Origin of the sequence: Mesorhizobium sp. M0045, from assembly GCF_040323385.1 — a bacterium.
Classification (GTDB): Bacteria; Pseudomonadota; Alphaproteobacteria; order Rhizobiales; family Rhizobiaceae; genus Mesorhizobium.
The window spans coordinates 1-25,548 of record NZ_JAMYUY010000003.1 but is presented as its reverse complement, the minus strand read 5'-3'; the positions used below and the strand labels follow the sequence as shown (position 1 = coordinate 25,548).

Annotated in this window: 30 protein-coding genes; 11 read left to right on the top strand and 19 right to left on the bottom strand. The window is 63.3% G+C overall.

The window, feature by feature from the left end; genetic code table 11:
- Nucleotides 1-76: 76 nt before the first annotated feature.
- The 16 genes from tilS to rcdA form a co-directional block, all read right to left on the bottom strand.
- Nucleotides 77-1,585 carry a tRNA lysidine(34) synthetase TilS gene (gene tilS / locus NKJ72_RS05025; RefSeq protein WP_352476108.1) on the bottom strand — a complete coding sequence of 503 codons (1,509 nt, stop codon included), beginning with the start codon at nt 1,583-1,585 and terminating at the stop codon, nt 77-79.
- 54 nt (nt 1,586-1,639) lie between these two features.
- Nucleotides 1,640-2,755 (bottom strand): tol-pal system protein YbgF, encoded by a 1,116-nt coding sequence (gene ybgF / locus NKJ72_RS05020; RefSeq protein WP_352476107.1) that lies wholly within the window; start codon nt 2,753-2,755, stop codon nt 1,640-1,642.
- A 188-nt stretch (nt 2,756-2,943) separates the two neighbouring features.
- Nucleotides 2,944-3,450, bottom strand: a complete 507-nt coding sequence (gene pal / locus NKJ72_RS05015; protein ID WP_352476106.1) for a peptidoglycan-associated lipoprotein Pal — start codon at nt 3,448-3,450, stop codon at nt 2,944-2,946.
- 284 nt (nt 3,451-3,734) lie between these two features.
- Complete coding sequence (gene tolB / locus NKJ72_RS05010; protein WP_352476105.1) at nt 3,735-5,045, bottom strand: Tol-Pal system beta propeller repeat protein TolB; 1,311 nt, start codon at nt 5,043-5,045, stop codon at nt 3,735-3,737.
- 28 nt (nt 5,046-5,073) lie between these two features.
- Nucleotides 5,074-6,240: a cell envelope integrity protein TolA gene (tolA, locus tag NKJ72_RS05005; RefSeq protein WP_352476104.1), complete on the bottom strand. Its 1,167-nt coding sequence runs from the start codon at nt 6,238-6,240 to the stop codon at nt 5,074-5,076.
- Nucleotides 6,241-6,247: 7 nt separating this feature from the next.
- Nucleotides 6,248-6,706 carry a protein TolR gene (tolR, locus tag NKJ72_RS05000; RefSeq protein WP_352476103.1) on the bottom strand — a complete coding sequence of 153 codons (459 nt, stop codon included), beginning with the start codon at nt 6,704-6,706 and terminating at the stop codon, nt 6,248-6,250.
- Between the two features lie 9 nt (nt 6,707-6,715).
- Complete coding sequence (gene tolQ / locus NKJ72_RS04995) at nt 6,716-7,426, bottom strand: protein TolQ (protein ID WP_254816465.1); 711 nt, start codon at nt 7,424-7,426, stop codon at nt 6,716-6,718.
- A 294-nt stretch (nt 7,427-7,720) separates the two neighbouring features.
- The gene (gene ybgC / locus NKJ72_RS04990) at nt 7,721-8,191 is read right to left on the bottom strand and encodes a tol-pal system-associated acyl-CoA thioesterase (RefSeq protein ID WP_352476102.1); all 471 of its coding nucleotides are present in this window, start codon (nt 8,189-8,191) and stop codon (nt 7,721-7,723) included.
- 129 nt (nt 8,192-8,320) lie between these two features.
- A complete protein-coding gene (gene ruvB, locus NKJ72_RS04985) occupies nt 8,321-9,361 on the bottom strand; it encodes a Holliday junction branch migration DNA helicase RuvB (RefSeq protein WP_023677999.1) in 1,041 nt (346 codons plus the stop codon).
- Entirely contained in the window at nt 9,358-9,762 is a 405-nt protein-coding gene (locus tag NKJ72_RS04980; RefSeq protein WP_352476101.1) for a type II toxin-antitoxin system VapC family toxin, read from the bottom strand. The genes ruvB and NKJ72_RS04980 overlap by 4 nt, the downstream gene beginning before the upstream one ends.
- Nucleotides 9,759-10,043: an AbrB/MazE/SpoVT family DNA-binding domain-containing protein gene (locus NKJ72_RS04975; RefSeq protein WP_352476100.1), complete on the bottom strand. Its 285-nt coding sequence runs from the start codon at nt 10,041-10,043 to the stop codon at nt 9,759-9,761. The genes NKJ72_RS04980 and NKJ72_RS04975 overlap by 4 nt, the downstream gene beginning before the upstream one ends.
- Before the next feature lie 67 nt (nt 10,044-10,110).
- Complete coding sequence (gene ruvA, locus NKJ72_RS04970; protein ID WP_352476099.1) at nt 10,111-10,731, bottom strand: Holliday junction branch migration protein RuvA; 621 nt, start codon at nt 10,729-10,731, stop codon at nt 10,111-10,113.
- Nucleotides 10,732-10,744: 13 nt separating this feature from the next.
- Nucleotides 10,745-11,167, bottom strand: coding sequence for a type II toxin-antitoxin system VapC family toxin (locus NKJ72_RS04965; RefSeq protein WP_352476098.1), 423 nt, complete (start codon nt 11,165-11,167; stop codon nt 10,745-10,747).
- Entirely contained in the window at nt 11,145-11,414 is a 270-nt protein-coding gene (locus NKJ72_RS04960; RefSeq protein WP_352476097.1) for an AbrB/MazE/SpoVT family DNA-binding domain-containing protein, read from the bottom strand. The genes NKJ72_RS04965 and NKJ72_RS04960 overlap by 23 nt, the downstream gene beginning before the upstream one ends.
- Before the next feature lie 56 nt (nt 11,415-11,470).
- Nucleotides 11,471-11,983 (bottom strand): crossover junction endodeoxyribonuclease RuvC, encoded by a 513-nt coding sequence (ruvC, locus tag NKJ72_RS04955; protein ID WP_254816459.1) that lies wholly within the window; start codon nt 11,981-11,983, stop codon nt 11,471-11,473.
- Between the two features lie 308 nt (nt 11,984-12,291).
- Nucleotides 12,292-12,819: a protease adaptor protein RcdA gene (gene rcdA, locus NKJ72_RS04950; protein WP_352476096.1), complete on the bottom strand. Its 528-nt coding sequence runs from the start codon at nt 12,817-12,819 to the stop codon at nt 12,292-12,294.
- 580 nt (nt 12,820-13,399) lie between these two features.
- Between rcdA and NKJ72_RS04945 the strand changes: the two genes are divergently transcribed.
- Nucleotides 13,400-13,951 carry a DUF2269 family protein gene (locus tag NKJ72_RS04945; protein ID WP_352476095.1) on the top strand — a complete coding sequence of 184 codons (552 nt, stop codon included), beginning with the start codon at nt 13,400-13,402 and terminating at the stop codon, nt 13,949-13,951.
- Between the two features lie 40 nt (nt 13,952-13,991).
- On the opposite strand, the gene NKJ72_RS04940 is transcribed toward NKJ72_RS04945, so the two are convergent.
- Both NKJ72_RS04940 and NKJ72_RS04935 read right to left on the bottom strand, forming a co-directional pair.
- Complete coding sequence (locus tag NKJ72_RS04940; protein WP_352476094.1) at nt 13,992-14,762, bottom strand: sulfite exporter TauE/SafE family protein; 771 nt, start codon at nt 14,760-14,762, stop codon at nt 13,992-13,994.
- 94 nt (nt 14,763-14,856) lie between these two features.
- Complete coding sequence (locus NKJ72_RS04935) at nt 14,857-15,306, bottom strand: Lrp/AsnC family transcriptional regulator (protein ID WP_352476093.1); 450 nt, start codon at nt 15,304-15,306, stop codon at nt 14,857-14,859.
- Nucleotides 15,307-15,438: 132 nt separating this feature from the next.
- On the opposite strand from NKJ72_RS04935, the gene NKJ72_RS04930 reads away from it, so the two are divergent.
- From NKJ72_RS04930 to NKJ72_RS04920, 3 genes are all read left to right on the top strand, one after another.
- Complete coding sequence (locus NKJ72_RS04930) at nt 15,439-16,323, top strand: DMT family transporter (protein ID WP_352476092.1); 885 nt, start codon at nt 15,439-15,441, stop codon at nt 16,321-16,323.
- Nucleotides 16,324-16,428: 105 nt separating this feature from the next.
- On the top strand, nt 16,429-17,076 hold the full coding sequence (locus NKJ72_RS04925) for a thiamine phosphate synthase (RefSeq protein ID WP_254816453.1): 648 nt from the start codon (nt 16,429-16,431) through the stop codon (nt 17,074-17,076).
- Between the two features lies 1 nt (nt 17,077).
- On the top strand, nt 17,078-18,109 hold the full coding sequence (locus tag NKJ72_RS04920; RefSeq protein WP_352476091.1) for a tetratricopeptide repeat protein: 1,032 nt from the start codon (nt 17,078-17,080) through the stop codon (nt 18,107-18,109).
- Between the two features lie 43 nt (nt 18,110-18,152).
- On the opposite strand, the gene NKJ72_RS04915 is transcribed toward NKJ72_RS04920, so the two are convergent.
- Nucleotides 18,153-19,169 (bottom strand): zinc-dependent alcohol dehydrogenase family protein, encoded by a 1,017-nt coding sequence (locus NKJ72_RS04915; protein ID WP_352476090.1) that lies wholly within the window; start codon nt 19,167-19,169, stop codon nt 18,153-18,155.
- Between the two features lie 112 nt (nt 19,170-19,281).
- Between NKJ72_RS04915 and NKJ72_RS04910 the strand changes: the two genes are divergently transcribed.
- The 7 genes from NKJ72_RS04910 to NKJ72_RS04880 all read left to right on the top strand — a co-directional run bounded on the left by NKJ72_RS04910 (nt 19,282) and on the right by NKJ72_RS04880 (nt 25,307).
- The gene (locus NKJ72_RS04910; protein WP_352476089.1) at nt 19,282-20,139 is read left to right on the top strand and encodes a LysR family transcriptional regulator; all 858 of its coding nucleotides are present in this window, start codon (nt 19,282-19,284) and stop codon (nt 20,137-20,139) included.
- Nucleotides 20,140-20,274: 135 nt separating this feature from the next.
- The gene (gene efp / locus NKJ72_RS04905; RefSeq protein ID WP_352476088.1) at nt 20,275-20,841 is read left to right on the top strand and encodes an elongation factor P; all 567 of its coding nucleotides are present in this window, start codon (nt 20,275-20,277) and stop codon (nt 20,839-20,841) included.
- Nucleotides 20,842-20,866: 25 nt separating this feature from the next.
- Nucleotides 20,867-21,667: an inositol monophosphatase family protein gene (locus NKJ72_RS04900; protein WP_352476087.1), complete on the top strand. Its 801-nt coding sequence runs from the start codon at nt 20,867-20,869 to the stop codon at nt 21,665-21,667.
- Between the two features lie 99 nt (nt 21,668-21,766).
- Nucleotides 21,767-22,474 (top strand): PAQR family membrane homeostasis protein TrhA, encoded by a 708-nt coding sequence (gene trhA, locus NKJ72_RS04895; RefSeq protein ID WP_352476086.1) that lies wholly within the window; start codon nt 21,767-21,769, stop codon nt 22,472-22,474.
- Between the two features lie 115 nt (nt 22,475-22,589).
- Complete coding sequence (locus NKJ72_RS04890; protein WP_352476085.1) at nt 22,590-23,615, top strand: MotA/TolQ/ExbB proton channel family protein; 1,026 nt, start codon at nt 22,590-22,592, stop codon at nt 23,613-23,615.
- Nucleotide 23,616: 1 nt separating this feature from the next.
- A complete protein-coding gene (locus tag NKJ72_RS04885) occupies nt 23,617-24,648 on the top strand; it encodes a peptidoglycan -binding protein (RefSeq protein WP_352465687.1) in 1,032 nt (343 codons plus the stop codon).
- 446 nt (nt 24,649-25,094) lie between these two features.
- Complete coding sequence (locus NKJ72_RS04880) at nt 25,095-25,307, top strand: hypothetical protein (protein WP_352476084.1); 213 nt, start codon at nt 25,095-25,097, stop codon at nt 25,305-25,307.
- Nucleotides 25,308-25,548 lie beyond the last annotated feature (241 nt).

Here is a 25,548-nt window from a genome sequence, read left to right as displayed (position 1 = left end):
CACGCGTCGTGAGAGGAAACTTGGCCCTAACATAGGGAGAGCGTCTCCCCTTGCCAAGCATAACAGCAGGTCTCGGTTAAGCTTTCGCCCGTGGTAGGCCGGCACTGTGGCCGCCGAATGGCGAGGCTGGAACCGGCGCCGCGCCAAGCAAGGCGGCGACGGCATCGGCCGGCGCCAGATCGAAGGACGGCAGGAAACGGGCGAAGGGCGCGACTGCCGGATATGCGGCGACAGCAGCCGGCATCGGGCCTTCCCCGGGCAAACCCGGGCCTTCCCCAGGCAGACCAAGGCATTCGCCATCCCGCCATAGCGCCGGCTCGGCGGCCAGGGCCGCGCGTACAAGGCTTGCCGGCGTGCCATGCCCGGCAATTGCCCGCTTTGCGGCAAGAGCCGCCCCGAGCGGTGCTACCAACAGCGGCGCGATCAACAATGCACCTGAACTGTCGCCCAATGTGATCCGTCTGCGGCCGTCCCAAAGCGCATTGTCGGAAACCTCGACAGCGGGCGGCAGATCGCGCAATTCGCGATGCAGAAAGATACCGGTACGCCGGGCATCGATCACGGTCCGCGACAATGTGGCACAAAGCGGCCCGGTGCGGAGCCGGCCGAAAAGGGCTTCGCTGCGGGCCTGGTCGGGAAGGAAGGCTGTGCCGCCGGTCGCCGCCAGCAGAATGCGCAGCGCATAAATGGCCGCCCCGCTGTCGCTTTCCGTCGCAAAATCCCGGTTGAGGCGGACTAGGCCGGCGGCTGGCCTGGAGGCCAAGCTGCGGATCAGCATGGCCGCGCGGCGTCCCAGTTGCTCACGCTCGGCCGCCACCTTTCTGGCCAGCGCTATCGCTTCAGCCACGCGTGGCGCACCATCGCCTTCGGCAAGTGCTGCGCGGACGCGCGGCCGCTCGAAAGCGGTGTCGGCATTGGTCGGATCTTCGATCCACGCAACCTGTTCACGCCGCAGGAATTCGCGCAGTGCCTCACGCCTTACGCCGAGCAGTGGCCGCACGATCCAGTGCCGCCAGTCGTAGAGGGTTGCCGGCGCCATGCCGGCAAGACCCCGCCCTTCCTCGCGCCGCCCGTCGTCGCTTTGCCCTCCGTCACTTGGCCGCTCGTCACTTGGCCGCTCGTCACGTGCCCACTCGTCACGCGCCCACTCGTCCCGCGCCCACTCGTCCCGCGCTTGCCGCATCAGCACCGTCTCGGCCTGGTCGTCGGCGGTGTGGCCAGTCAGGATCAGGCCGATGCCTGCCGCTTCGGCGGCCTCGGCGAGCAGCCGGTATCGGGCTTCGCGCGCGGCGGCGGGCAGGCCGGTCGATGGTTTGCGCCCCGACCAGGCGAGGACGCGATGGGCAATACCGCGCGCCGCGCACAGCCTGGCCACGGCTTGCGCTTCCGCTGCCGCTTGCGGCCGCAATCGATGATCGATCGTTACCGCCAGCAATTTCGTTGCCGGGGCGTTACGGTCGAGATGGGCTTTGAGGAGGAGGAGAAGGGCGGTCGAGTCGCTGCCGCCGGATACGGCCGCAACAGCGCCGTTGGAAAAGTCGATCCGCGAAAAATCCGAAAGGTCAGGCTCGGTGTCGAGCGTCATGCATGTCGCCCAAGCGTGGGCCCGGTTTTGCGGCAACGACACGCAACGGAAAAACTAGCACGCCGCGAGTGCCCTTTCCTGCTTGACCCGCTCCTTGAGCGCGCCGGAAATATCAGGGTAGCGCTTGCCGATCTCGCTGAAAGTGGCACAGGCCACGTCGCGCTGTTTCAGCCCGACCAGTGAAACGCCGAGCTTCAGCAGCATGTCGGGCGCCTTCTTGGCCTTCGGATAGTCCTTGCTGGCAGCGAGGAAAATCTCGGCCGCATCGCGGTATTTCTGCTGGCCGAGCAGCGATTCACCAAGCCAGTAATGCGCATCCGCCGCTTTGGCGTCCCGGGGAAAACGGGCGATGTGATCGCGGAAACCCTGTTCGGCGGTGCTGTAGTCGCCCGACAGGATGAACTGGTAAGAGTTGCGGTAAAGCTCCTCCGGGTCGTTGGTCGATGGGAGTGCCGCGACCACCGTGTCGTCGGATTTACCGGCCTTGTTGCCAGCCGCGCTGGCGCCGTTGGCTGGGGCCGTATTCTGCGACGGCGCGTTCGCCTGCGCATTGCCATCGGCTTCGACGACATTGCCGTTTTTGTCGACGGTGATGGTGCCGAACGTCTTGGGCGGCGCGCCAGGGATCAGCTTGCCGGGATCGCCGTTGGGCGATTCGATGATGACGTCCTCGACGCTTTTGCCGCCGTCTGCTGCCTTGCCCGCGTCGGCCGGAGCCTGCGTTGCCGGCGCCTCCGCCATGTTACCGTCGCCGTTGGGGCTGTCGCTGCTAGGCGCGGCCTCGGACTTCTTCTGCCCGGCCGGCTGCTGCGCGCCTTGCGGACCGCCTTCCAACTGCTGGAAACGGAATTCGTTGTCTTCCTGCTGCTTGCGGATCTGCTCCTGCATCTGCAGGACCTGGAAATTGAGTTCCTCGATCTTGCCGTTCATCTGCCGGAGCTGTTCCTCCAGCGCCGGAGTGCCGGTGCCATCCTGTTGCGCGAATTGAACCTGATCCGGCTTTTTCCTTTCGCCGAAAATGCCGGGCAGTTTGATCGTCGGCAGATGGAAGGAAAAACCGCTTTGCGATGACTGCTCGGTGCCGTTTGCCCCGATACCGTCAGCAAGTGCCGCGATACTTGATACGAGCAGCAGCGCAAGCGTGCCGCTCAAGACCGATCTGAAATGCATGTGCCTCTCGCCGTGAAACCATTGTTGCGCGCCTCTCACTCGAAGTAGACCAGCCAACTGGGGACTGGCCAGACGCTCTCGGCTCTTAACAGGACGTGAGACTTCGGCCAAATTTTGTTTGGAGCGAGCAGATACGAAAAAGGCGGCCCTGCGGCCGCCTTTCGCATCAAGTGTTGCATTTTTGCCGATCAGGAGCCGGCGCCGCTCAGTGTGGTCACGGCGCGGCGGTTCTGCGACCAGCAGGAGATGTCGTCGCAAACCGCGACCGGACGCTCCTTGCCGTAGGAAATAGTCTTCAGGCGCTGCGCCGAAACACCCTTGGCGACCAGGAAGTCGCGGGTGGCGGCAGCACGGCGGGCGCCGAGCGCCAGATTGTATTCGCGCGTGCCGCGCTCGTCGGCATGGCCTTCGATGACGATGGCATACTGCTTGTACTGGTTCAGCCACTGCGCCTGGCGCGACAGCGTCGTCTGCGCGTCGGCGCGGATCGAGGACGAATCGGTGTCGAAGAAGATGCGGTCGCCGATATTGACGGTAAAGTCCTGGGCCGACCCGGGCGTTGCCGCGCCGGCGCCGTTGAGGCCGAGATCGGCGGCGCTGTTCGGCGTCTTCTTCGAGGCGCAACCGGTGATCGCGAGTATCGCGACCAGCGCGATCATGACCGGGTTTGTGGTAAGTGCTGCGATACGGCCCATGCCGCCTCTCCTTCGCAATTCGAGTGATTTCATTGATCGTCCAGTAACCACGTTTGGGTTAACCGACGCTCAAGAAACACGGTTAAAATTTGGTTTCGGCTGCCGTCCGCAACCGTTCTGCCGAGGGCTACTCAAGGGCGACAATGAGCGCGGACCGTAGGCGGAAATGCGGCCAAAACGCGACCAAGGGGTGAAAACAAGGCCGGAAACGGCGCTTTTCGGGCACCGTTGCCGGCGTGCAACTGGGAACAAAGGATGCTCAAGTAGAACATCCTTGCCCGGGACTATTCCAGCAGCGGCGACCAGGCCGGATCCGAGGCGAAGTTCGCCGTCGGGATCGGCTGTTCGTTGCGGCCGGTGAGATCGACCGAAACAAGTTTTGGTCCGCCATTGGAATCACGGAAGAACATCAGCACCCGGCCGTTGGGTGCCCAGGTCGGCCCCTCCTGCTGAAAGCCGGTGGACAGGATGCGCTCACCCGAACCGTCGGTGCGCATGACGCCGATCTGGAATTCGCCGCCGGTCTGCTTGGTGAAGGCGATGAGATCGCCGCGCGGCGACCACACCGGCGTCGAATAGACGCCGTCGCCGAACGAGATGCGGGTCTGGCCCGAGCCGTCGGCGCCCATCACATAGATCTGCGCGCGGCCGCCGCGGTCCGACGTGAACACCACCTTGCTGCCGTCAGGCGAGTAGGATGGCGAGGTATCGATGGCGGTCGAATTGGTGAGCCTGGTCGTCGAGCGGCTTCTCAGGTCCATGGCGAAGATGTTGGAATTTCCGTCGTCGCGCAGAAGGCTCATTATTACCTTCTGGCCATCCGGCGAAAAGCGCGGCGCAAACGTCATGCCGGGGAAATTGCCGACCAGCTCGCGCTGCCCCGTCTCGATCTGCAGCAGGTACACCCGCGGCTGACCGCTTTCATAGGACATGTAGGTGATTTCCTGCCGGTTCGGCGAAAAGCGCGGCGTCAGCACGATCGATTTGCCGTTCGAGAGATAGCGGACGTTGGCGCCGTCCTGGTCCATGATGGCAAGCCGCTTCTTGCGCGCATTCTTGGCACCGGACTCGTCGATGAAGACGACGCGCGTGTCGAAATAGCCCTTCTCGCCGGTCAGCCGCTCGTAGATCGCATCGGCGATGATATGGCCGACGCGCCTGGTATTGGCGTCGTTGGCGAAGAACTGTTCGCCCGAGAGCTGCTGGCCGGCAAAGGCGTCCCACAGCCGGTACTGGGCGCGGATGCGGCCGTCGGCTTCCTTGCCGACGCTGCCGGTGACCAAAGCCTGGGCGTTGATTACCTTCCAGTCCTCGAAGCGGGGCGTGGCATCCGGGTTGGAGATTTTTTCAATGAAAGCGCTCTTGTCGATCGGAGCAAACAGGCCCGAGCGCTTCAGATCGTCGATGACGATCCCCGATATCTCCGCGCCCAATGCGTCGCCCGATTGAAAGTCGGTGATGGCGATCGGCAGAGGCTCGATATTGGGTTGAGTCAAGTCGAGCTGGACCAACGCCTTTGCCGGCAGCGTGGCGAGCCCGCTCATGGCGGTCGCAATCGTGCCGATCAGTATCAGCGTCGTAAGCAACTTCTTCATTCGTTCAGCCTCGTTGTTCTCTCGGCAATCAATACATGTCGCTGGGGATGAAATTGACCTCGACCTCGTTCCATCCCAGCTCGCCGTCATATTTTGCGACGGGCAGATTGTAGGGCGCACATCGCAGCACTGCGCGCCGGGCTGCTTCCGAGGCGACTCGGGAGCCCATTGAGCCATCGCCCGCGGATCCGACTTCCGGAGCGCCGTCGATCTCGCCATTTTGCGTGAGCTTCATCCTGATGGTGACTTTTTGGCTGTCGCCATCGAATGTGCCGGGTGTCACACTCCAGCAGCGTTTGATCTGGGCCTTCAGGCCATCAAGCTCGCTCTGCGAGAGTTTGGTGCCTTGGTTCTTCTCGCCGCCGAGCGAAGCCTGCTGGGTCGAGCGCTTGGCGCCGCCGCCGGACGGTTTCTGTTTGTCGAGCAGCGCCGAAATCTCATCTGCATTGAATTGCTTGTCGTCCGATTTCGGCCTGGAGGAGGCTTCCTTGACCGGCTTGTTGGTGTCCTTGCGCTCCGGCGCCTTCGCGCTTTCGGCCTGGGCCGGCTGCGGCTTCGGCCGGGCCTCAGGCGCCGGCGCCGAGTCCGGAAGCTGCGCCTCCTCGGTCGGCGGTTGCTTGGCAATCGCCTCGGCGACGGCATCCGGCTTGACCTCAGGCTGCGGATCGATCGCGGCGGTCTTGTCCTGCGGCGGCGTGGGCGTCGGCTCCTTGGCCGGCGTCGGCTTGGGATCGGTCTGCTTGACCGGTTCGGGTTTGACCTCTTCCTTCGGCTGCGGCACCGGCGCTACCTCCGTTGCGGGAATAGGCTTCGGCTTTTCCGGCGGCTTCGGCACGTCTTCGGTCTTCGGCTTCTCGACCGGGGTCGGCGCGGGTGGCGGAGCCGCCGTCATATCGACCGGCTTGGGCTTGGCCTCAGGCGTCGGCGGCTTGTCGGTATCGACGCTGTTTTCTCCGACTTTCTGGGCATCGGGTACGATGTCGGGACGCTGTGTCGGCAGCGGCGCCGGTTTTTCGTGCATCACGGCTTTCTTGTCGCCCTGCAAAACCTGCGAGACGGCCTCCATCGGCACAATGTCCACTGCGACCGACTCGACATCGGACGACGGAAGCGCAGCCGGCGCCGACAGCGTGAACAGGCCGAAGGCGATTGCCACCGTATGCAAGATCACCGATGTGGTGAGGCCGGTCTTCATCTTGCGTCTATTGATCCTGTTTCGGCAGCGAAAGCAGGCCTAAATTCTTGTAGCCGGCGTCCTGGATGAGACCCATCACTTCCATCGCGGCGCCATAGTTGGTAGCCTTGTCGCCGCGGATGAAGATGCGCTCCTCGTAGCCGGTCTTGGAAATCGCCTGCAGCTTGGCGATCAAGTCCTCCTGCGGAATTTCGGTCTCCTGCAGGAAAATCTTTCCCATGCCGTCGATCGTGATCGTGATTGGCTGGGTATCGGCGTTCATCGCCTTGGCCTTCGTCTCCGGCAGGTCGACTGGCACGCCGACCGTCAGCAGCGGCGCCGCGACCATGAAGATGATCAGCAGCACCAGCATCACGTCGACCATCGGCGTGACGTTGATCTCCGATATCAAGGCGTGATGGCGGCCGCGCCGCCTGTGGCCGCGCCCGCCGCGTCCTCCGCCACCTGCGCTTACGGACATTCCCATGATCGTTCCTCAGGCCTTCTGCGCGACTTTTTCATCGATTTGGCGCGAGAGTATGGCGGAGAACTCATCCGCGAAGCCTTCCATGCGCACCGCGATCTTGCTCGCGTCCGACGACAGCTTGTTATAGGCGATGACGGCGGGAATGGCGGCGAGCAGGCCGATGGCCGTCGCCAGCAGCGCTTCGGCGATGCCGGGCGCGACCACCGACAGGCTGGTGTTCTTCGAGGCTGCGATCGCCTGGAACGAGGTCATGATGCCGATAACCGTGCCGAACAGGCCGATGAAGGGCGCCGCCGAGCCGGTGGTGGCGAGAAACCCGAGCCGCCCTTCCAGCTTTTCCATTTCGCGGGTCAACGCCAGATCCATTGCCTTGTCGATGCGGGTCTGCAGGCCGAGCGGCGATTTCGCGCCCTTCTCGAAGCTTTTCTTCCATTCGCGCATGGCGGCGACGAAGATCGCGCTCATGCCGGTCGTCTTGCGGTCGGCGAGCGTGCGGTAAAGCTCTTCCAGCGACTGTCCCGACCAGAACACCTGCTCGAAGCGGTTGAGCGCCAGCCGCATGCGGGCATAGGCGACGAGCTTGTCGACGATGATTGCCCAGGTCCAGATCGAGGCGCAGAGCAAGCCGATCATGACCAGCTTGACCACCCAACCGGCCTGCATGAACAAGGCCCAAATCGATAAATGCGCGCCCGGTTCGGCGAGAGCGATGTTTTCCATGTTACGTCCTTAAAGATTTTCCGGGCGTGGCTGGCGGCTGGCCCATGGGCATCCCTTGTGGTCCGTTCGCGTTAAGCTTGCGGAATAACCCCAAATGCACCGTTGGCGGCCTTTTCGGGGCAAATATTGGTGAAAGGAAGGCGCTTGGATTCTCCCAATCTTAACCAATCCCTTCATGGACCGTTATGGTTAAGGATGGGTTATGACGTACAGCGCGGCGCATTGCCGCGCCCCGACGAGCCGCCCGGCGATCCTCGCCCGATCAGGAGTTCCGGATCGTCCGCCTCTGAGCCCTTATTTGCGCGTTCTGGGCATGAAGGCTGCGATCCAGTCCTTGGGAAAGCGCCGCGGCCGCCCGTTCTCGCCGACAATCGCCGCTTCGACACGCGCCTCGACCAGCACTTCGCTGCCGCGCTTCAACTGTTGCGCCATGACGATGCGGGCGCCGGAAATCCCGTCGGTGCGCGTATCGATGGTCAGGATGTCGTCCATGCGAGCCGAACCGCGGAAGTCGATCTCCATGCGCCGCACCACCCAGACTATTCTCTCGCCATGCTTGCCGTCGGCAAGCTCGGTGTGGTGGACGCCGGCCAGCCGCAGATAGTCGGAACGGCCGCGCTCGAAGAATTCGAGATAGCGCGCGTGGTAGACGACGCCGGAAAAATCGGTGTCTGCATAATAGACCCGCGCCATCAATCGATGGCCGAATTCCGTCAGCGCGCCGGAGAGCCCGGCGGACAATGCCGATTCACCTTGATCGTCCATTGCGCTGTCCTTTTGTTCCCGACGAGCATCTGTTTTGGCACCACCTGTTTTGCGCATAGACCGGCGATGATCAAGACCTGGAGGGCTGGGCCGGGGAACTGCCAGCAGCAAAGCCATAAGTAGCGGAACTTAGGGCTCTTCCTGGAACAGGCTGATCTGCTGCTGCGCCAGGTCCTTCGGCGCGTCGAGGCCGAGATGCCGCCAGGCATTGGCCGCCAGCACGCGGCCGCGCGGCGTGCGCATGATGAAGCCCTGCTGGATCAGAAAGGGTTCGATGATGTCCTCGATGGCATCGCGTGGTTCGGAAAGCCCGGCCGCGATGGTTTCGATGCCGACCGGCCCACCGCCGAAATTCCGGGCGATCATCGACAGATAACGGCGGTCGAGCGCGTCGAGGCCGAGCCCGTCGACCTCCAGCCGCGTCAGCGCCTCGTCGGCGACCTTGCGGTCGACATGACCGTCGCCGGCAACGCTGGCGAAGTCGCGCACCCGGCGCAACAGCCGGCCGGCGATGCGCGGCGTGCCGCGCGCCCGCCGGGCGATCTCCAAGGCACCGTCGTCGCCGAGCGGCATGGCAAGGATGCGGGCGCCGCGCCGCACGATCTGCTCGAGTTCCTCGACCGAGTAGAAATTGAGCCGCACCGGAATGCCGAAACGGTCGCGCAGCGGGTTGGTCAACAGGCCGAGCCGGGTGGTGGCGGCGACTAGCGTGAAGCGGGCCAGGTCGATCTTGACCGAACGCGCCGCTGGCCCCTCGCCGATGATCAGGTCGAGCTGGAAATCCTCCATCGCCGGATAGAGGATTTCCTCGACCGCCGGGTTGAGCCGGTGGATCTCGTCGATGAACAGCACGTCGCGGTCTTCGAGATTGGTGAGCAACGCCGCCAGATCGCCGGCCTTGGCGATGACCGGACCCGAGGTCGAGCGGAAATTGACGCCGAGCTCGCGCGCCATGATCTGCGCCAGCGTCGTCTTGCCGAGGCCGGGCGGGCCGACGAACAGCACATGGTCGAGCGCTTCGCTGCGGCCCTTGGCGGCCTCGATGAAGACTTTGAGATTGGCCCGCACCGCCGCCTGGCCGACGAAGTCGCCGAGCGTCTGCGGCCGCAAGGTCTGCTCGGCGTCCTCGCCGCGTCTGTCGGGAGCAATGAGGCGTGGCGAAAGGCTCATGCGAGCAGTTCCATACCGGGAATGGCCTTGGCAGCGCGCTGATCGAAGGTGACCGTGTGCGAGCAACCTAATTTTCGATTGTGTTCCGCAATCAACGCGTCGGCAAAGTCGACCTGCACTGAATTCGATCGCTCGAGCGCGATGACGATGGCATCGAAGTCTTCGAACTCCAGCGTCTTGATCTTGAGCAGCCTCTGGATTGCGGCCAATACTTGTTCCTTTGGCTGCCTGTAGCGCGAAGCCAACGACCAGCTGAATTCGACCAGCACGATCAAACTCACGAAGCCGGGCATTTCCACACTAAGGCCGCTGCCGAACGCAAGCGCCTTTGCCCGCTGCTCCGGATCATCATTGAGCACCATGCGAAGCAGAACGTTGGTATCGATGCCGATCGACGTCAAGCGGGACCCTCTTGTCCGTCATTTGATCTATCCCCGACAACATGCCGGCCGACGGCATCCCGCACAGCGGCGTCGATTTCCTCCAGCGTAGCGGGACCGCCAGGCGGATCACCCAAGAATCCGGCGAGATCGGCAAATCCGAGGTTGCGCGGCGTTCCGATCAGGTAACCATCCATGACCGTCCAGGCGATCGTATCGCCCGTCTTGAGCGACAAGGCGTCGCGGACGTCCTTTGGAATCGTGAGCTGTCCCTTGGAGGTCAGACTGGCATATGCGCCCATATTCTTACTCCTGGAGAAAATTCTTACCGATCACATAGTAGTTGGAATTTCACTTTCCAGCAACGTCTCACCGTGCGAGCTCCTTCAGCCCGAAGCGGATCAGCTTCGATGCGTCCGCCTCCTCACCTGCCGTCTTCAGCGCCGCTGCGACTGCATTGGCGGCGGTGTCGCGCGAATAGCCGAGATTGACCAGCGCCGAGACGGCGTCGGTGATCGGCGCCGAGGCAACGCCCTCACCGAGCTCCTGCTTCAAGCCGATGGTGCCGGAGGCGGTGCCCGCATAGGCCGGCGCTTTGGTCTTCAACTCGGTGACGATGCGCTCGGCGACCTTCTTGCCGACGCCGGGCGCGCGGCTGACCATGGCGATATCGCGCAGCGCAATCGCATTGGCGAGATCGGCCGGCGCCAGCGTCGACAGGATGGCCAGCGCCACCTTGGCGCCGACGCCTTGCACATTGTTCATCAACAGCCGGAACCACTCGCGCTCCAGCACCGACTGGAACCCATAGAGCCGCAGCATGTCCTCGCGTACGTAGGTCTCGATGAACAGCACCACCGCCTCGCCCGGCTGCGGTAATGCCGCCAGCGTACGCGCCGAGCAATAGGCGACGTAGCCGACGCCATGCACGTCGACGATGCAGAAATCCTCGTCGATTTCGTCCAGCGTGCCTTTTAGCTTGCCGATCATTTGAGCTTGCCGATCATGCCGGGTGGGTTTCCGGAGAGATGATATCGAGGTCCGGGAAGTAGCTGCGATAGCGCGCGGCATCGCGCGTCAGCAGGCGATGCCCGGCAACAACTGCATGGGCTCCAATAAAGAAATCCGGCAGCGTTCGTTCGCGGAGGCCGCCGGCGCTGCGATAGCGGGAATGCGTAACACCGGCCAGGAAGGCTGCTTCCCACGGCAGGAATTCACGCTCGATCTTGAGCATGTCGGCTGCCTGGCGAAGGGCCTTCTCCGTTGCAATCAGCGGCGCGAGTTCGGACCAGACGATTGTGTTGATGACAAGCGCGCCGTCGCGCCGGCATGCGGTAATTGCCGACGCCGACCACTTCCTCTCCCGTCCGGCAGGACCCCAAACGTCGACCAAGACATTTGTGTCAATCAATGTCGAGGTCTTCACGCGGGCCCCTCAGCCATTCCATATATTCGTCCGTCGTCATGCCCCCTAGGTCCAGCGTACCGGCCATACGATCGAGCGTCTGGCTGAATCTGCGCGAGGCTTCCTCCTGCGACATGTTTTCGTTGACCGCAATGACACGAGCGCCGTCCTCGGTGGGAACGAACTCCACCTCCGAACCTGGGCCGATACCCAGATGATCCCGTATCTCCTTCGGGATGGTCACTTGCCCCTTGGTGGTAACGCGCATGGTAATACCTCGTCGGTATTACTTATTGCCGACCTGAGAACAAGTCAAGAACAAACTTATCCGACCAGCGCCGCCAGCCTGTAGGCGATGCTCTGCCGGTGGTGTGCGTGACAGATGGCGATGGCCAGCGCATCGGCGGCGTCGTCGCTGTCGAAAGTCGCCTTCGGCATCAGCACCTTGACCATCATGTGGATCTGCTTCTTGTCGCCATGGCCGACTCCGATCACCGCCTTCTTGACGGCGTTTGGCGCGTATTCGGCAACTACAAGGCCGGCACGCGCCGGCACCAGCATGGCGATGCCGCGTGCCTGGCCGAGTTTGAGCGTCGCTGCGGCGTCCTTGTTGACGAAAGTTTGCTCGACCGCCGCCTCGTGCGGCATCGCGGCATGCAGGACCTCGGCGAGCCCGTCGTGCAATTGGCAAAGACGCATCGCCAGGGCGGCCTTGTCGTCGGACCGCACCGTGCCGGAAGCGACGAAGCGCAGCGAATTGCCTAGGCTTTCGACTATGCCCCAGCCGGTGCGCCTCAGCCCTGGATCGATGCCGATGATGCGAATCGCTTCCCCCATCCGTCAAGTCTACCTTCGGGGAACAGCGATGCCAGCGAAATGTGAACAAACCAGAAACGAGGGCTCGTCATGTCCAGAGAGCCTCTGAGATCGTTTTCGAAAGTCGCCCCGGCGAGTCATATGGTGGTGGTTTCGAGAACCGGAGCGCAGCGGACATTTGGGTCCGTGAGCCCACGCGTGATCCCGAGGGGATCATGCGCAATTGAACTGCTGCAGCGTCCTTTGCGCGTCCAAAAGGACGCGCGGCGCTGCAGGTAAGCGGAGAAAACGCCGCCAGATGACCGCTGGTAGAGTTTCCAAACGGTCTCTCAGCCGCGGGCGAAAGCCGTGTTGAGCAGCGTGATTTGGTCGGACACCGGATTGAGGCGACGGCCCGACGGCGGCGCCTCGGCGAGGCCGCCATAGATCTCCTCGTCCATGCGGCGCACCAGCGCCTGCAGGCGCAGCGAGCGGTTGACGAGGTCGATGAAATCGTTCGGCAGTTCGGCCCAGCCGGGCGCCTCCTCATGCGCCGAGGCGGTGTCGAGACGCACCTTGGATTTTTCTGAGGCCACCTGATCGCGGGTCATCTCGCCGGAATTCGCCGCCCGCTGCAAAAGCAGCCAAGAGGCGACCTGCATCAGCCTGGTGGTCAGCCGCATCGATTCGGCGGCATAAAGCGTCGCCGCCGGCCTCGACAGCTTCTTGGCCTCGGCGCGGCCCTTGCCGTCGAGATACTCGGCCGCCTGCTCGACCAGGCCCATGCCTTCCTGATAGAGCGGCTTGAAGGATTGGGAGAAAACCCGGCGCTCCGCCAGTTTGATGGTTTTCGCGCCAGCCTTCGAAGGCTCGTTCATTGCTACGCCCCTGCACTTGCCTCAAAGCCGGCCGATTCGGCTCTTGGTCTGCCACATCCGGCAGCCTAAACGACTGAAGCTTGAAAATGCGCTTCGCTGCCGGTGAAGGCAAGCACATGTTTAACAAACGGTTAACGGCCGCATTTAGCCGCTAGACGTCCATGCCTGCGAACAAAAAAAGAGCCGCGGATAAGGCGGCTCTCAGGAGTTTAACAGGGAGGCGTCAAACAAAGTGGCTCCAACCACTCGGTAAGAATCCAGATCACTGGATGGACATAGTAAACGCCTGTAAAGCTTAACGAAGCCTTAACGCAGCGCATATTTTTCGATCAAGGGCCCGGCATCTGTGCCGTAACAGCACAGCTGACCGGCCAGGGCGGCGTTCACACCACTGGCTGGAAGCGGGGGCGACCCGCTTGCGCCATGGTTCCTCCAGATCGTGACCGACATACCGAAACAAAGCGGCACTGCGCACGACATCGTTCCGAAACAGGCGGCGCGCTAAACGCCGCGCTCCTCGCAACGAGGCGGAGCAAACCTTGCGCTCCGGCAATCATGAAAATCTCTCAAGGAGCAAACAATGGACTGGTACTCGGTCGTTAAATTTCTGCACATCGTCTCGGCGATCCTCTGGGTCGGCGGCGGCTTCACGCTGATGCTGCTTGCGGTACGCGCCGACCGTGCCGGAAACGTCGAAGGCATGCTGCAGGCGATGCGCGCCACCGGCGAGCTCGGCAACCGGTTCTTCGCGCCGATGTCGATGCTGACATTGCTCTTCGGCCTCATCATGTGCGGCTTCTGGGTCGGCTTTTCCGATCTGTGGGTGCTGATCGGCCTTGCCGGTTATGCGACGACCTTCTGCATCGGCATGTTCGTCTTCAAGCCGACTGCCGACCGCATGGCAGGCATGATCGCCAAGGATGGCGTGACGCCGGCAGTGCTTGCCCAGGGCCAGCGCGTCCTCAATGCCGCGCGCTTCGACTATTCGGTGATGCTGGTGATCATCGCAGACATGGTGCTGAAGCCGACGCTGCACGACATCACCATTTTGGGCTGCATGGCGTTCGTGCTGGCAACTGGCGTTGCCCTGGCGCTTGGCAGGACGCGGCCGCTGCTGCCGAGTGCCGCCTGAGGTTTAAGGAATCCGGCGGCGGCCGACTGGGGCCGCCGTCTTACAGAAGGCCGGCGATGCCGTCCCACAGAAGCTTGACCGCGACGACCGCTACGGTCGCATAGGTAAAGGGATAGAACAGTTCCGGCTGCATCCGCCGCACCAGCCAGGCGCCGGCGATTGTCGACAGCGGCGCCAGCGGCATCAGCACCGCCGACGCGGTCAAATTGGTGGTGTCGAACTGGCCGAGCGCGAAATAGGGGATGAGCTTCAGCGCATTGGTGACGGCGAAGAAGATCGCCGCGGTGCCCGACAGCACCTTCGGATCGAGCCTGATCGGCAGCGCATAGACCTGAAAAGGCGGGCCGCCGACATGGGCGACGAAGCTGGTGAACCCGGCAACGGTACCCCAGAAGCCGGCGGCGACGCGGTTGGGCTCCGCTGCGTGGCCGGCACCGTGGCGGAGTTGCAAATAGAGCCAGCGCAGCACGAAGATAAAGGCAACCGCGCCGACGATCAGCCGCACCATCTCTTCGGTTACAAGTGCCGCCGTCAGCCAGCCGAGGGCGATGCCGATCACGGCGCCCGGCATCATGTCGGCCAGCATCTTGCGGTCGAAGATGCCCCACCATGTCCACACCGAGACAATGTCCATCAGGCACAGAATTGGCAGAAGGATTGCGGCAGCCTGAACCGGCGGCATGGTCAGCGCCATTAACGGCACGCCGACAAAACCGACGGCGCCGCCGAAGCCGCCTTTCGACAGGCCGACGAGGATGACGGCCGGAATGGCCGCAGCATAGAACCAGGGATCGACGAGCAGGCCTGACATGAGGGAAAGGAGGCTGGAGGGAAAGTGACCTCTGAATAGACCAGAAATGATCGGACCGCGACCGCAAATATGTGGACCACGGCACCGAAACCCGTCACATGTTTGGCATGTCGAGCGGCGGCGGGCGTCTCCGGATCGGCTGCGCCTTGATGATGGCGGTGCTGGTTTCGGCCTTGTCGGCGATGCGGTCGAGAATCCCGTCGAGCTCGACGATCGAGCGGACGAACAGCCGGGCAACGAAGCAGTCATCGCCCGTCACCTTGTCGCATTCGCCGAATTCCGGGATTTCCTCGATCAGCTTCTGGACGATGTGCAGCTTGCCCGGCAATGGCCGGATGCGAACGATCGCCTGCAAGGCGTAGCCGAGCGCCTGCGGATCGACGTCGATGGTGAACGCTCGGATAACGCCGCGATCCTCAAGCCGCCGAAGCCGCTCCGAAACGCTTGGCGACGACAACCCGACCTGCAGCGCCAGTTCCTTCAGCGAGGTCCGTGAATCCTTGACCAGGATATCGAGGAGCTTTCTGTCGAGATCGTCCAGCATTTTACAATTCCAGGCTAAGAGCGATGTTTACCTAATTTAATGAGGTTTGCCCTGCATATCACCAGCTACAAGTCATAGAAAGACCCGATCCGCCGTGGGATCATCAAATCGCAACGGGTTTCAGGAGCATCCATGGACAACACGGTACGCGGCACGATCGAAATGACGGCGGCGATGGCGATCCTCGGCACGATCGGCTGGTTCGTCGTCCTTTCCGGCCAGCCTATCATGGACGTGGTGTTCTGGCGCTGTGCTTTCGGGGCGGTAACGCTGCTGATCATCTGCGCGGCGCTGGGACTGCTGCGCGGCAGGCTGTCGCTTCGCATTGTCGCGATCGCGGCTCTCGGCGGTGCTGCCATCGTTATCAACTGGCTGCTGCTGTTCAGCGCGTTTTCGCGTGCCTCGATCTCGATCGCCACGGCTGTCTACAACACGCAGCCCTTCATGCTGGTGGGTTTTGGCGCGCTCTTCTTCTCCGAACGGCTGACGGTGACCAAGCTGACCTGGCTCGGCATCGCCTTTGCCGGCATGCTGCTGATCGTGCAGGCCGCGCCCGATGCAGGCGATCATGGTACCGATTACTTTACCGGCATTGCGATGGCGCTGGCCGCGGCTTTCTTCTGGGCCGTTGCGGCTATCGTCACCAAGAAGCTCAAAGGCACGCCGCCGCACCTGATCGCCCTGATCCAGGTCTGCGTCGGCGTTCTCATGCTGGCACCCTTCGCCGATCTCACCCACCTTCCCGCCGATGCGCGGAGTTGGGTCATGCTGGCGACACTCGGCATCGTCCATACCGGCCTGATGTACATCCTCATGTACGGCGCCATCCAGAAGCTGCCGACGCATCTGCAGGGATCGCTGTCCTTCATCTATCCCGTCGTCGCCATCCTCGTCGACGTGGTCGCTTTCGGCCATCGTCTGCAGCCGGCGCAGATCGTCGGCGCCGCCGCCATCCTGGTCGCCGCCGCCGGCATGAACCTCGGCTGGTCGCTGTGGAAATCGAAAGTGCCAGCCTAGAGCTCGCAAGCGACCCCCTGCCGCCTGTTCAACTCCCGCACTTTGCTCTATGCCGCAATGCAACCATCTTCGCCCGGCATAGGCGATAACCGGGACCGAACACCAATGAATGACGCAACGCCGCCCAACCGCTGCCGTATCGTGCTGATCGCGCCGCCGAACGTGCCCGCCGAGCGCATCGCCGCGGCCTTCGCCGGCGGTGACGTCGCCTCGCTTATCCTGCCGGAAAACGGTATGGACGAGGCCGCCTTCCAGGCCTTTGCCGAGCAGATCGTGCCGGTGGCGCAAGCGGCCGGCATTGCCGTCATCATTGCCGGCGACACCCGCATCGCCGGCCGCGTCCAGGCCGACGGCATTCATGTCGAGGTCGGCAAGGACGAGCTCGCCGAAACGATCGAACATTTCCAGGCCAGGATGATGGTCGGCACCGGCGGCGCCAAGACCCGCGATGATGCGCTGGAACTCGGCGAGCTCAGGCCTGATTACATCTTCTTCGGCCGCTTCGGTTACGACAACAAGCCGGAGCCGCACCCGCGCAACCTGTCGCTGGGGCAATGGTGGGCGGACGTGATCCAGATCCCTTGCATCGTCATGGCCGGATCCGATCTTGCCTCGGTGGAAGCGGTCGCCGCCACTGGTGCCGAATTCGTTGCGCTGTCCAGCGCCGTCTTCGCCGACGGCGCCGATCCGAAGACGGCGGTTGCCGCCGCCAACGCGCTGCTCGACGAAACCGCGCCGCGCTTCGAGGACTGACGTGTTCTCGCGGAAAATCCTTTTCAGCGCCTTTCTTGCAACGGCCGTGACGCAGGCGATAGCGGCGGAACCCGTTCCGCTACCGCAGCCCAGGCCGGATTCCAGCGAACCTGCCGATAAGCCGATCGCCGCACAATTGCCGCAGCCCGCCACCACCGCCCCGTTGCCGTCGGCCGATACCATCAACCCCGACCGCTTCGGCGCAAAGCCGTCCGACGCCGCCTACGGCGCCTTTCAGCGCGGGCTCTACAAGACGGCCTACAATCTTGCGCTTTCCCGTGCTCAAAACGGCGATCCGGCGGCACAGACGTTGGTGGCCGAGATACTGTCGCGCGGCCTCGGCGTGCCGGTCGACGCGGCTGGGGCGGCGAAGTGGTATGCGCTTGCCGCCGAGCAGGGCGTGCCGGAATCGCAATTCCAGTATGCGCTGATGCTGCTCGACGGCCGCTACGTCAAAAAGGACGAAAAGGAAGCCTATGCGCTGATGCAGGCCGCCGCCGAGGCCGGCAATCGCCTGGCGCAGTTCAATTTTGCGCAGCTGATGGTCGAGCAGGAGCCCGGCGATGCCGGTATTGCCAAAGCCGTATCCTATTACGAGCGCGCTGCCGCGACCGGGCTTGCCGACGCACAATATGCGATGGCACAGGTCTACGCCAACGGCGCCGGTGGCAAGCCGCGCGACGATGTCCGCGCCCGCGGCCTGCTGGCACAGGCCGCGCGGCAGAACTACGACACCGCACAGATCGATCTCGCCACCTGGATGATCGAGGGGCGCGGCGGCGCACGCGACCTGAAATCCGGCTTCAACTGGATGAAGCAGGCCGCAGAAGGCGGCAATGTCGCTGCCCAGAACCGTCTCGCCAAGCTCTACATGAACGGCATCGGCACCGATCCGGATCTGATCCTAGCCGGCGCCTGGTATGTTGTCGCCCGCCGCGCCGGGCTCATCGACCAAGAAATGGACGATTTCCTGCAGGGCCTGACCGACGAGCAGACACAGCAGGCGCTGCAACGGGCCAACCGCCTGCCCTGATCGCGATCTCGCGACTCATCGCACCCGGGCTCGTCAGGCGGGCTCACTGCGTATGATCGAGCACGACCTTGCCGAAGGGCGAGCCGTGTTCAAGGTACCGAAAGGCTTCGGCGGCCTGGTTCCACGGCATAACCCGGTCGATCACCGGTCTCAACCGGTTGACGACAATGGCGCGGTTCATCGCCTCGAAGGATTCGCGTGAGCCCACCGGTATGCCTCGCGCCCGGACCTGCCGGCGGAAGATGTCGAGCGGGTTGATGGCGCCGTCATTGCCACCGAGATAGCCGATGACGTTGATCTGGGCGCCGCGCGCCGCTGCCCTCAGGGATTGTGCAAAACTCTGCGGTCCGCCAACCTCGATGATATGGTCGGCGCCGCGGCCATCCGTCAATCCCAGCACGGCCGATGCCCAGTCGGGGACGCTGCGATAGTTCACGCCATCCTGCGCGCCAAGTTGCTTTGCCCGCGCAAGCTTCTCGTCGCTGCTCGACGTCACGATGACGCGCGCCCCGGCAGCGGCGGCGAACTGCACCGCAAACAGCGAAACGCCGCCGGTGCCGAGGCAAAGCACGGTGTCGCCGGGTTTGACGCTGCCCTCCGTAAACAGCGCGTGCCATGCCGTCACGCCGGCGCATGGCAGCGTCGCTGCTTCGAGGTCGCTCAGATTGGCCGGCGCCAGCACCGCCGCCTGTTCGTCGAGCCGGGCAAATTCGCTGAGCAGCCCGTCGATTGGGCCGCCGCGTTGATAGGAGGGCTCAGCCATCGCGAAACTGCCCCCGACCCAGCGTTGCCAGAACGTGCCGCAGACCCGGTCGCCGATCTTGAACCGGCTGACCTCGGCGCCGATGGCAACGACTTCGCCGACGCCGTCCGACAGCGGCACCAGCGGCAATGCAAACTTCGTGTGATAGCTGCCGCGGACGATCTCGGCATCGCGGTAGTTCAGCGCCGTGGCCTTGACCTTCACAATCATCTCCTGGCGCCCTGGTTCAGGCATCGGCCGCTCGACCATTTTGAGGTTCTCCAGGCCGCCCGGGCTCCGCAATTCGATCGCTTTCATCGTCGTTCCTTTCCAGCTGGGTCCTGCCGGAGGAAAATCGCTTGCCATCCATCCGATTTCAAATTCATAATGTTCAGAATAATTATGCTTCTATGACATGTTCGGGTGTATCGTGCTTGAAGAACTGAAAACACTGGCCCTCTTTGCCGAGGAGGGTTCGATTCAGAAGGTGGCTCGACGCCTGCCATTGACGCAGCCGGCCGTCACCCGTCAGATCCAGCGGCTGGAGGAAATGCTCGGCACGGAATTGCTCGACCGCCGGCTGAAACCGTCACGACTGACCCCGGCCGGCGTAGAAGTGCTGGCACGCGGCAAGCACATTCTCGCTGCGGTCGACGCGCTGAGATCATTCGCCAAGGGCGACGAACCGGAGGGCCTGCTGCGGCTCGGCCTCGCGCATGGACTTTGCGACAAAGCTGTGGCCGCCGCTATTGCTGATGCCGTGGCGCGGTTTCCGAAGGTCTCGCTGCGTCTGAAGAGCGGCTGGAGTCTTGAGCTGGCCGACCAGCACAAGCGCGGACAGCTCGACCTCGCCTTCATCCTGGACGGCAGCAATTCCAAAGCCGGCGACGGTGTTGTCGGAACCGAGCCCCTCGGCATCATCGCTGCCGAAAACACCGGCCGGCAAGTTGACGTCAAGACCATGCCCTGGGTCCTCAGCCCTGAACCTTGCGACGCGCGCCGGCGGCTGGCGGCTGCCCTTGCCGAGGGCGGCCACAGATTGATCGTCGGCGCCGAGATTCAGGACAGCGCGCTGCAGATCGACTGGGTTCGTCGAGGCCAAGGCCTTGGCCTGCTGCCCAAGCGGCTGCTGCGGGAAAAGCTGCCGCAGGGTATTGCCCTGGTCGACGCTCCCGGCCTCGAGCTGTCGCTGCGAATTGTCGTGCTGCGTTCGCCGCACCTGCATCTTTTGAGAAAGGTTGCCGACGCGGTGACCGGGGCGGTCACCGCAACCGTCGGGACGGACTGAGGCTGCCGCGCCGCGCTGCCGGGCCAGCTTCCCGCTTCACCTGAAAGGCGCTCCTTGCCTCTGCTGGCGATTTGTGGTCTTGGAGGCGCCAAATTGCCGTTTGCGGCGATCATCTCATTTCCGGATCACCTCACCATGGCCAAGATCAATGGCAACGAAATCCGTCCCGGCAACGTCATCGAGCACGATGGCGGCCTTTGGGTGGCGGTCAGGACCAACACCGTCAAGCCCGGCAAGGGCGGCGCCTACAACCAGGTCGAGCTCAAGAACCTGATCAACGGCACCAAGCTCAACGAGCGCTTCCGTTCGGCCGAAACGGTCGAGCAGATCCGGCTCGATCTGAAGGATTTTTCTTTCCTCTACGAGCAGGGCGACGCGCTGGTGTTCATGGACACCGAAAGCTATGAGCAGCTCGAACTGCAAAAGGAGTTCGTCGGCGATCGCGCCGCCTTCCTGCAGGACGGCATGATGGTGACGGTCCAGCTCTATGACGAAAGGCCGATCGGCATTTCGCTGCCCGACTATGTCACCTTGACCATCTCCGAGGCCGACCCGGTGGTGAAGGGCCAGACGGCAGCCTCGTCCTACAAGCCGGCGATACTCGAAAACGGCATCCGCGTGCTGGTGCCGCCGTTCATCGGCTCGGGCGAGCGCATCATCGTCGATACCAACGAAATCACTTACGTGCGCCGCGCCGACTAAAGCGCGGGCAGCAGGAAGAAACACAATGCCGCGTTCCGCGATCCTCAATGTCATGGTCCAGGCCGCAATGAAGGCCGGCCGCTCCCTGTCGCGTGACTTCGGCGAAGTGCAGAACCTGCAGGTCTCGATGAAGGGGCCAGGCGACTATGTCAGCCAGGCCGACCGCAAGGCCGAAGACATCGTCTTTGCCGAACTGTCGAAGGCGCGGCCCGGCTACGCCTTCCTGATGGAGGAACGCGGCGTGATCGAGGGCGACGACGGCCAGCACCGCTGGATCGTCGACCCGCTCGACGGCACCACCAATTTCCTGCACGGCATTCCGCTCTTTGCCGTTTCGATCGCGCTGGAGCGCCAGGGCCAGATCGTCGCCGGCGTCGTCTACAATCCGGCGATGGATGAGCTCTATACCGCCGAGCGCGGCGGCGGCGCTTTCATGAACGACCGCCGGCTGCGCGTCGCCGGCCGTACCAAGCTGGTCGATGCGGTGATCGGCTGCGGCATGCCGCATCTCGGGCGTGGCCAGCACGGCAATTTCCTCATCGAGTTGCGCAATGTCATGGCCGAGGTTTCTGGCGTCCGCCGTCTCGGCTCCGCCTCGCTCGATCTCGCCTACGTCGCCGCCGGCCGCATGGACGGGTTCTGGGAAACCGGCCTGTCGGCCTGGGATGTCGCCGCCGGCATCTTGCTGATCCGCGAGGCGGGCGGTTTCGTCTCCGATTTCGCCGGGGGACAGGACGCGCTGAACGCCGGTTCGCTGGTTGCCGGCAACGAACTCATCCAGCGCGCGTTGTTGAAGACCATAAAAAGGCCACTCTCAGCCAGCTGATAGAGGCGCGCCGCGCTGAAGCGCCGCAGTCGCAAAACCGCAACCAAAGCTTGAAATACTCGCCCGCGGCCGCCCAGATAAGGCGACGCAGGATCATCGATGACGAACAGCCGGCCCAAATCCGAGAGCGAATTCTCCCAGCTCGACATTCCTTTTATGGGGCGCTGGCATTACTCGCGCGCCGAGATCATCGCCGACGGCATTGTCCACGCCGTGGGCATCGTGCTGGCGATCGCTGCCGGCTCGACGCTGCTGGCACTGGCCGCCTATCGAACCGGCCCCGGCGAATATGTCGCCGCCGCATTCTATGTGGTCTCGCTGCTCACCGTGCTGTCGATTTCGCTGGCCTACAATGTCTGGCCGGTGTCGTCGCCGGCAAAATGGATATTGCGGCGCTTCGACCATGCCGCGATCTACCTGCTGATCGCTGCCACCTACACGCCTTTCCTGGCCCAGCTCGGCGGCTCGCCGCTGGCCGTTTCGATGATCGTCCTGGTCTGGACCGCCGCGGCGGTCGGCATCGCTATCAAGGTCTTTCTTCCCGGCCGTTTCGACCGGCTGGCGATCGTCTTCTATCTAGCCATCGGCTGGAGCGGTCTCGTTCTGGTGGAGCCGCTCGTGCGGACGCTGCCGGCGACATCGATCGCGCTCATCGTTGCCGGCGGCATCGTCTACTCCTGCGGCGTGATCTTCTTCGCCTGGAAGGGCCTGCGCTTCCACAATGCGCTGTGGCATGGCTTTGTCGTCACCGGCGCCGGCCTGCATCTGGCCGCCATGGTCGACTGCCTGGTCATCAACCGGCTTTGACCTCCGGTCGCGGACAGTGGCAATATTGCCAAGCGCCATTCAATTTCGTCACAATTCCGTTTAGAGTCGCAAACACAAATTGATCGGCGGCGACGGCATCGGAAACGGGGCACGGATGACTCTTCTCAGATCCTTCGGCATGGGCAGGCGCTCCGACGTTCTGATCTACGATCCGCACAAATTGTCGAGCCCGCAGGTGTTTCTGCTGACCATGGTGATCTTTCTGTTCATCGTGGCCTTTATCGCCGCCATCCTGACGCGCCAGATCTCGACCGCCTTCGTCACCAATCCCGGTCTCAACGGCCTGATCATCGGCGTGCTTGCGGTCGGCATCCTGCTGGCCTTCGTTCAGGTCGGCCGGCTGTTCCGCGAGGTGCGCTGGGTCAACTCGTTCCGCGCCGGTTCCGAGACAACCGAACCGGTGCTGCTGGCGCCGATGAAGGCGATGATCGGCCGCTCCTCGACGATTGCCTTCTCGACCAGTTCGATGCGCACCATGCTGGATTCGATCGCCACCCGCCTCGACGAAAGCCGCGACACGTCGCGCTACCTTGTCGGACTGCTGGTGTTCCTCGGCCTGCTCGGCACCTTCTGGGGCCTGCTCAACACGATCGGCTCGATCCGCGAAACTATCGAGTCGCTCGATCCCGGCACCGGCGATGCCGCCGCCGTGCTCGAATCCCTGAAGCAGGGGCTTTCCGCTCCGTTGGCCGGCATGGGCACCGCCTTCTCGTCCTCGCTGTTCGGCCTCTCCGGCTCGCTGGTGCTCGGCTTCCTCGACCTGCAGGCCGGCCGCGCCCAGACGCGCTTCTATACCGAACTCGAAAACTGGCTGTCCTCGGTCACCGACCTGTCCTCCGACATCGTCGTTGCCGACGCGGCGAGGACCGAACCCTCCGAGGAAATCCGGCTGTTATCGGAAAAGCTGCGCACTCTGCAGGAAAATGGCGGCGGCTCCAATCCGCGCGTGGCCACTGCCATGGCCAATCTCGCCGACGGCATTTCCGGCCTGGTCAAGAACATGCGCTCGGAACAGCAGATCATGCGCGACTGGGTCGAGGCCCAGTCCGACGAGCAGAAGGCGATGCGCAACACCCTGGAGAAGATCGCCGACGCCTTGAAGAAGCCTGGAGTGCATTGACGTGGCGTTGGCGCGAGGCCGGCGCTCCGACCGCCGCATCGATTACTGGCCGGGCTTCGTCGATGCGCTGTCGACGCTGCTGTTGGCGATCATGTTCCTGCTCACGGTTTTCGTTTTGGCGCAGTTCCTGCTCGGCCGCGAGATCTCCGGCAAGGACACGGTGCTCAACCGCCTCAACTCGCAGATCAATGAGTTGACCCAGCTTCTGGCGCTGGAGCGCTCGACGACACAGGACAAGGAAGACACCCTTGCCAATTTGCAGGCATCGCTATCCGCATCGGAGGCCGAAAAAAGCCGGCTCGAGCAATTGCTGGCGCAAGGCGCCGGTGCCGGCGATGCCGCCAACCAGCGTGCCACGGCCCTTTCCGGCGAACTCGACAGCCAGCGCCAGATCAGCCAGCAGGCGCTGAGCCAGGTCGAGATCCTCAACCAGCAGATTTCGGCGCTGCGCAAGCAGATCGCGGCGCTCGAACAAGCGCTCGACGTGTCCGAAACGCGTGACCGCGAATCCAACACCAAGATCGCCGATCTCGGCCGCCGCCTCAACGTCGCACTGGCGCAACGCGTGCAGGAACTGAACCGCTACCGGTCCGATTTCTTCGGCCGCTTGCGTGAAATTCTCGCCGATCGCGAGAACATCCGTATCGTCGGCGACCGCTTCGTCTTCCAGTCGGAAGTGCTTTTCCCGACCGGCTCCGAAGTGATCAACGATGCCGGCAAGGTCGAGATGAAGAAGCTTGCCGATGCCATCATCGAATTGCAAAAGGAAATCCCGCCGGAGATCAACTGGGTGCTGCGCGTCGATGGCCACACCGACAACAAGCCGCTCTCCGGCACCGGCCGCTACCGCGACAATTGGGAATTGTCGACGGCGCGCTCGACCTCGGTGGTCAAGTTCCTGATCGAGAACGGCGTGCCGGCCAACCGGCTGGTCGCGGCCGGCTTCGGCGAATTCCAGCCGCTCGACCCCGCGGATACCGAAGAGGCGCGCAACAAGAACCGCCGTATCGAGCTGAAGCTGACCGAGCGGTGATCTGCAAGCCTTTGGCTTATATCATGCGCCAGGGCGAGCCGGCTCAAGTCGGCGGCATTTAGTGCACTGGTGCGGCAGCGGCAGGAGCTGAAAAAATTACCTTTTTTAATTACATTTTGCCGCCACGGCCTTTTAGCCTTGGTCATGGGCCGAGAACCGCCGGCGGTGGAACCGCTCATCGCGACGCGACGGAAGCTGACGGCCCGCGGCCGGAAGGCAGGGCCCCCTCCCAACCACCGCCTTCCCCAGTAAAGAAGACGCAACCATGCGCTTCTTCGCTCCCAGGAATTTTAGGACTGCTACGCTCGCCACACTTCTCCTCGTTCCGTTTGCCGGCGCTTACGCCGGCCCACGTGAGACGGCCTTGATCAATCAGATCCAGAGCGTGGAGACAGGTATCCAGGGCGCCATCCAGGCGAACAAGCGAGCCGGGCGAGGCGCGTGACTTGCGCACGCAGCTCGCTCAACTCGACCGGGCCGCCGAGAGGGCCGCACGCGAGGGAACGATGCCGAGCACGCAATATCAGCAGTTGCTGGCGCAGCTCGACGATGTCAGCCAAAAGCTGCGCGCTGATACCGGCAGTGCCTTCCTCATCGGCAACGGCGCCGATGGCGGATACTATCCGAACGGCTATGGCCCAACCTATCCAGGCGGCTGAAATCGGCCGCAGTGCCCGGCGCTGTGGCAATTGATTTGTGCATGATCCTTTTCCAGCTCGGTTCAGGGATCATGCGCTAGCCCAACGCCAGCGCATTCAGCGCCAGCACTGCCGGCACGGTTCGGATGAACAGGACTTTACGGCCCGCCGGGGCCCCGCCGGAAAAGCCGGCGCCGGCGGCGCCCCCCCGGGCGGAGGCGTTTAACAGGGAAACCGCCGGTGCGGGCGGGAATTAACCCGG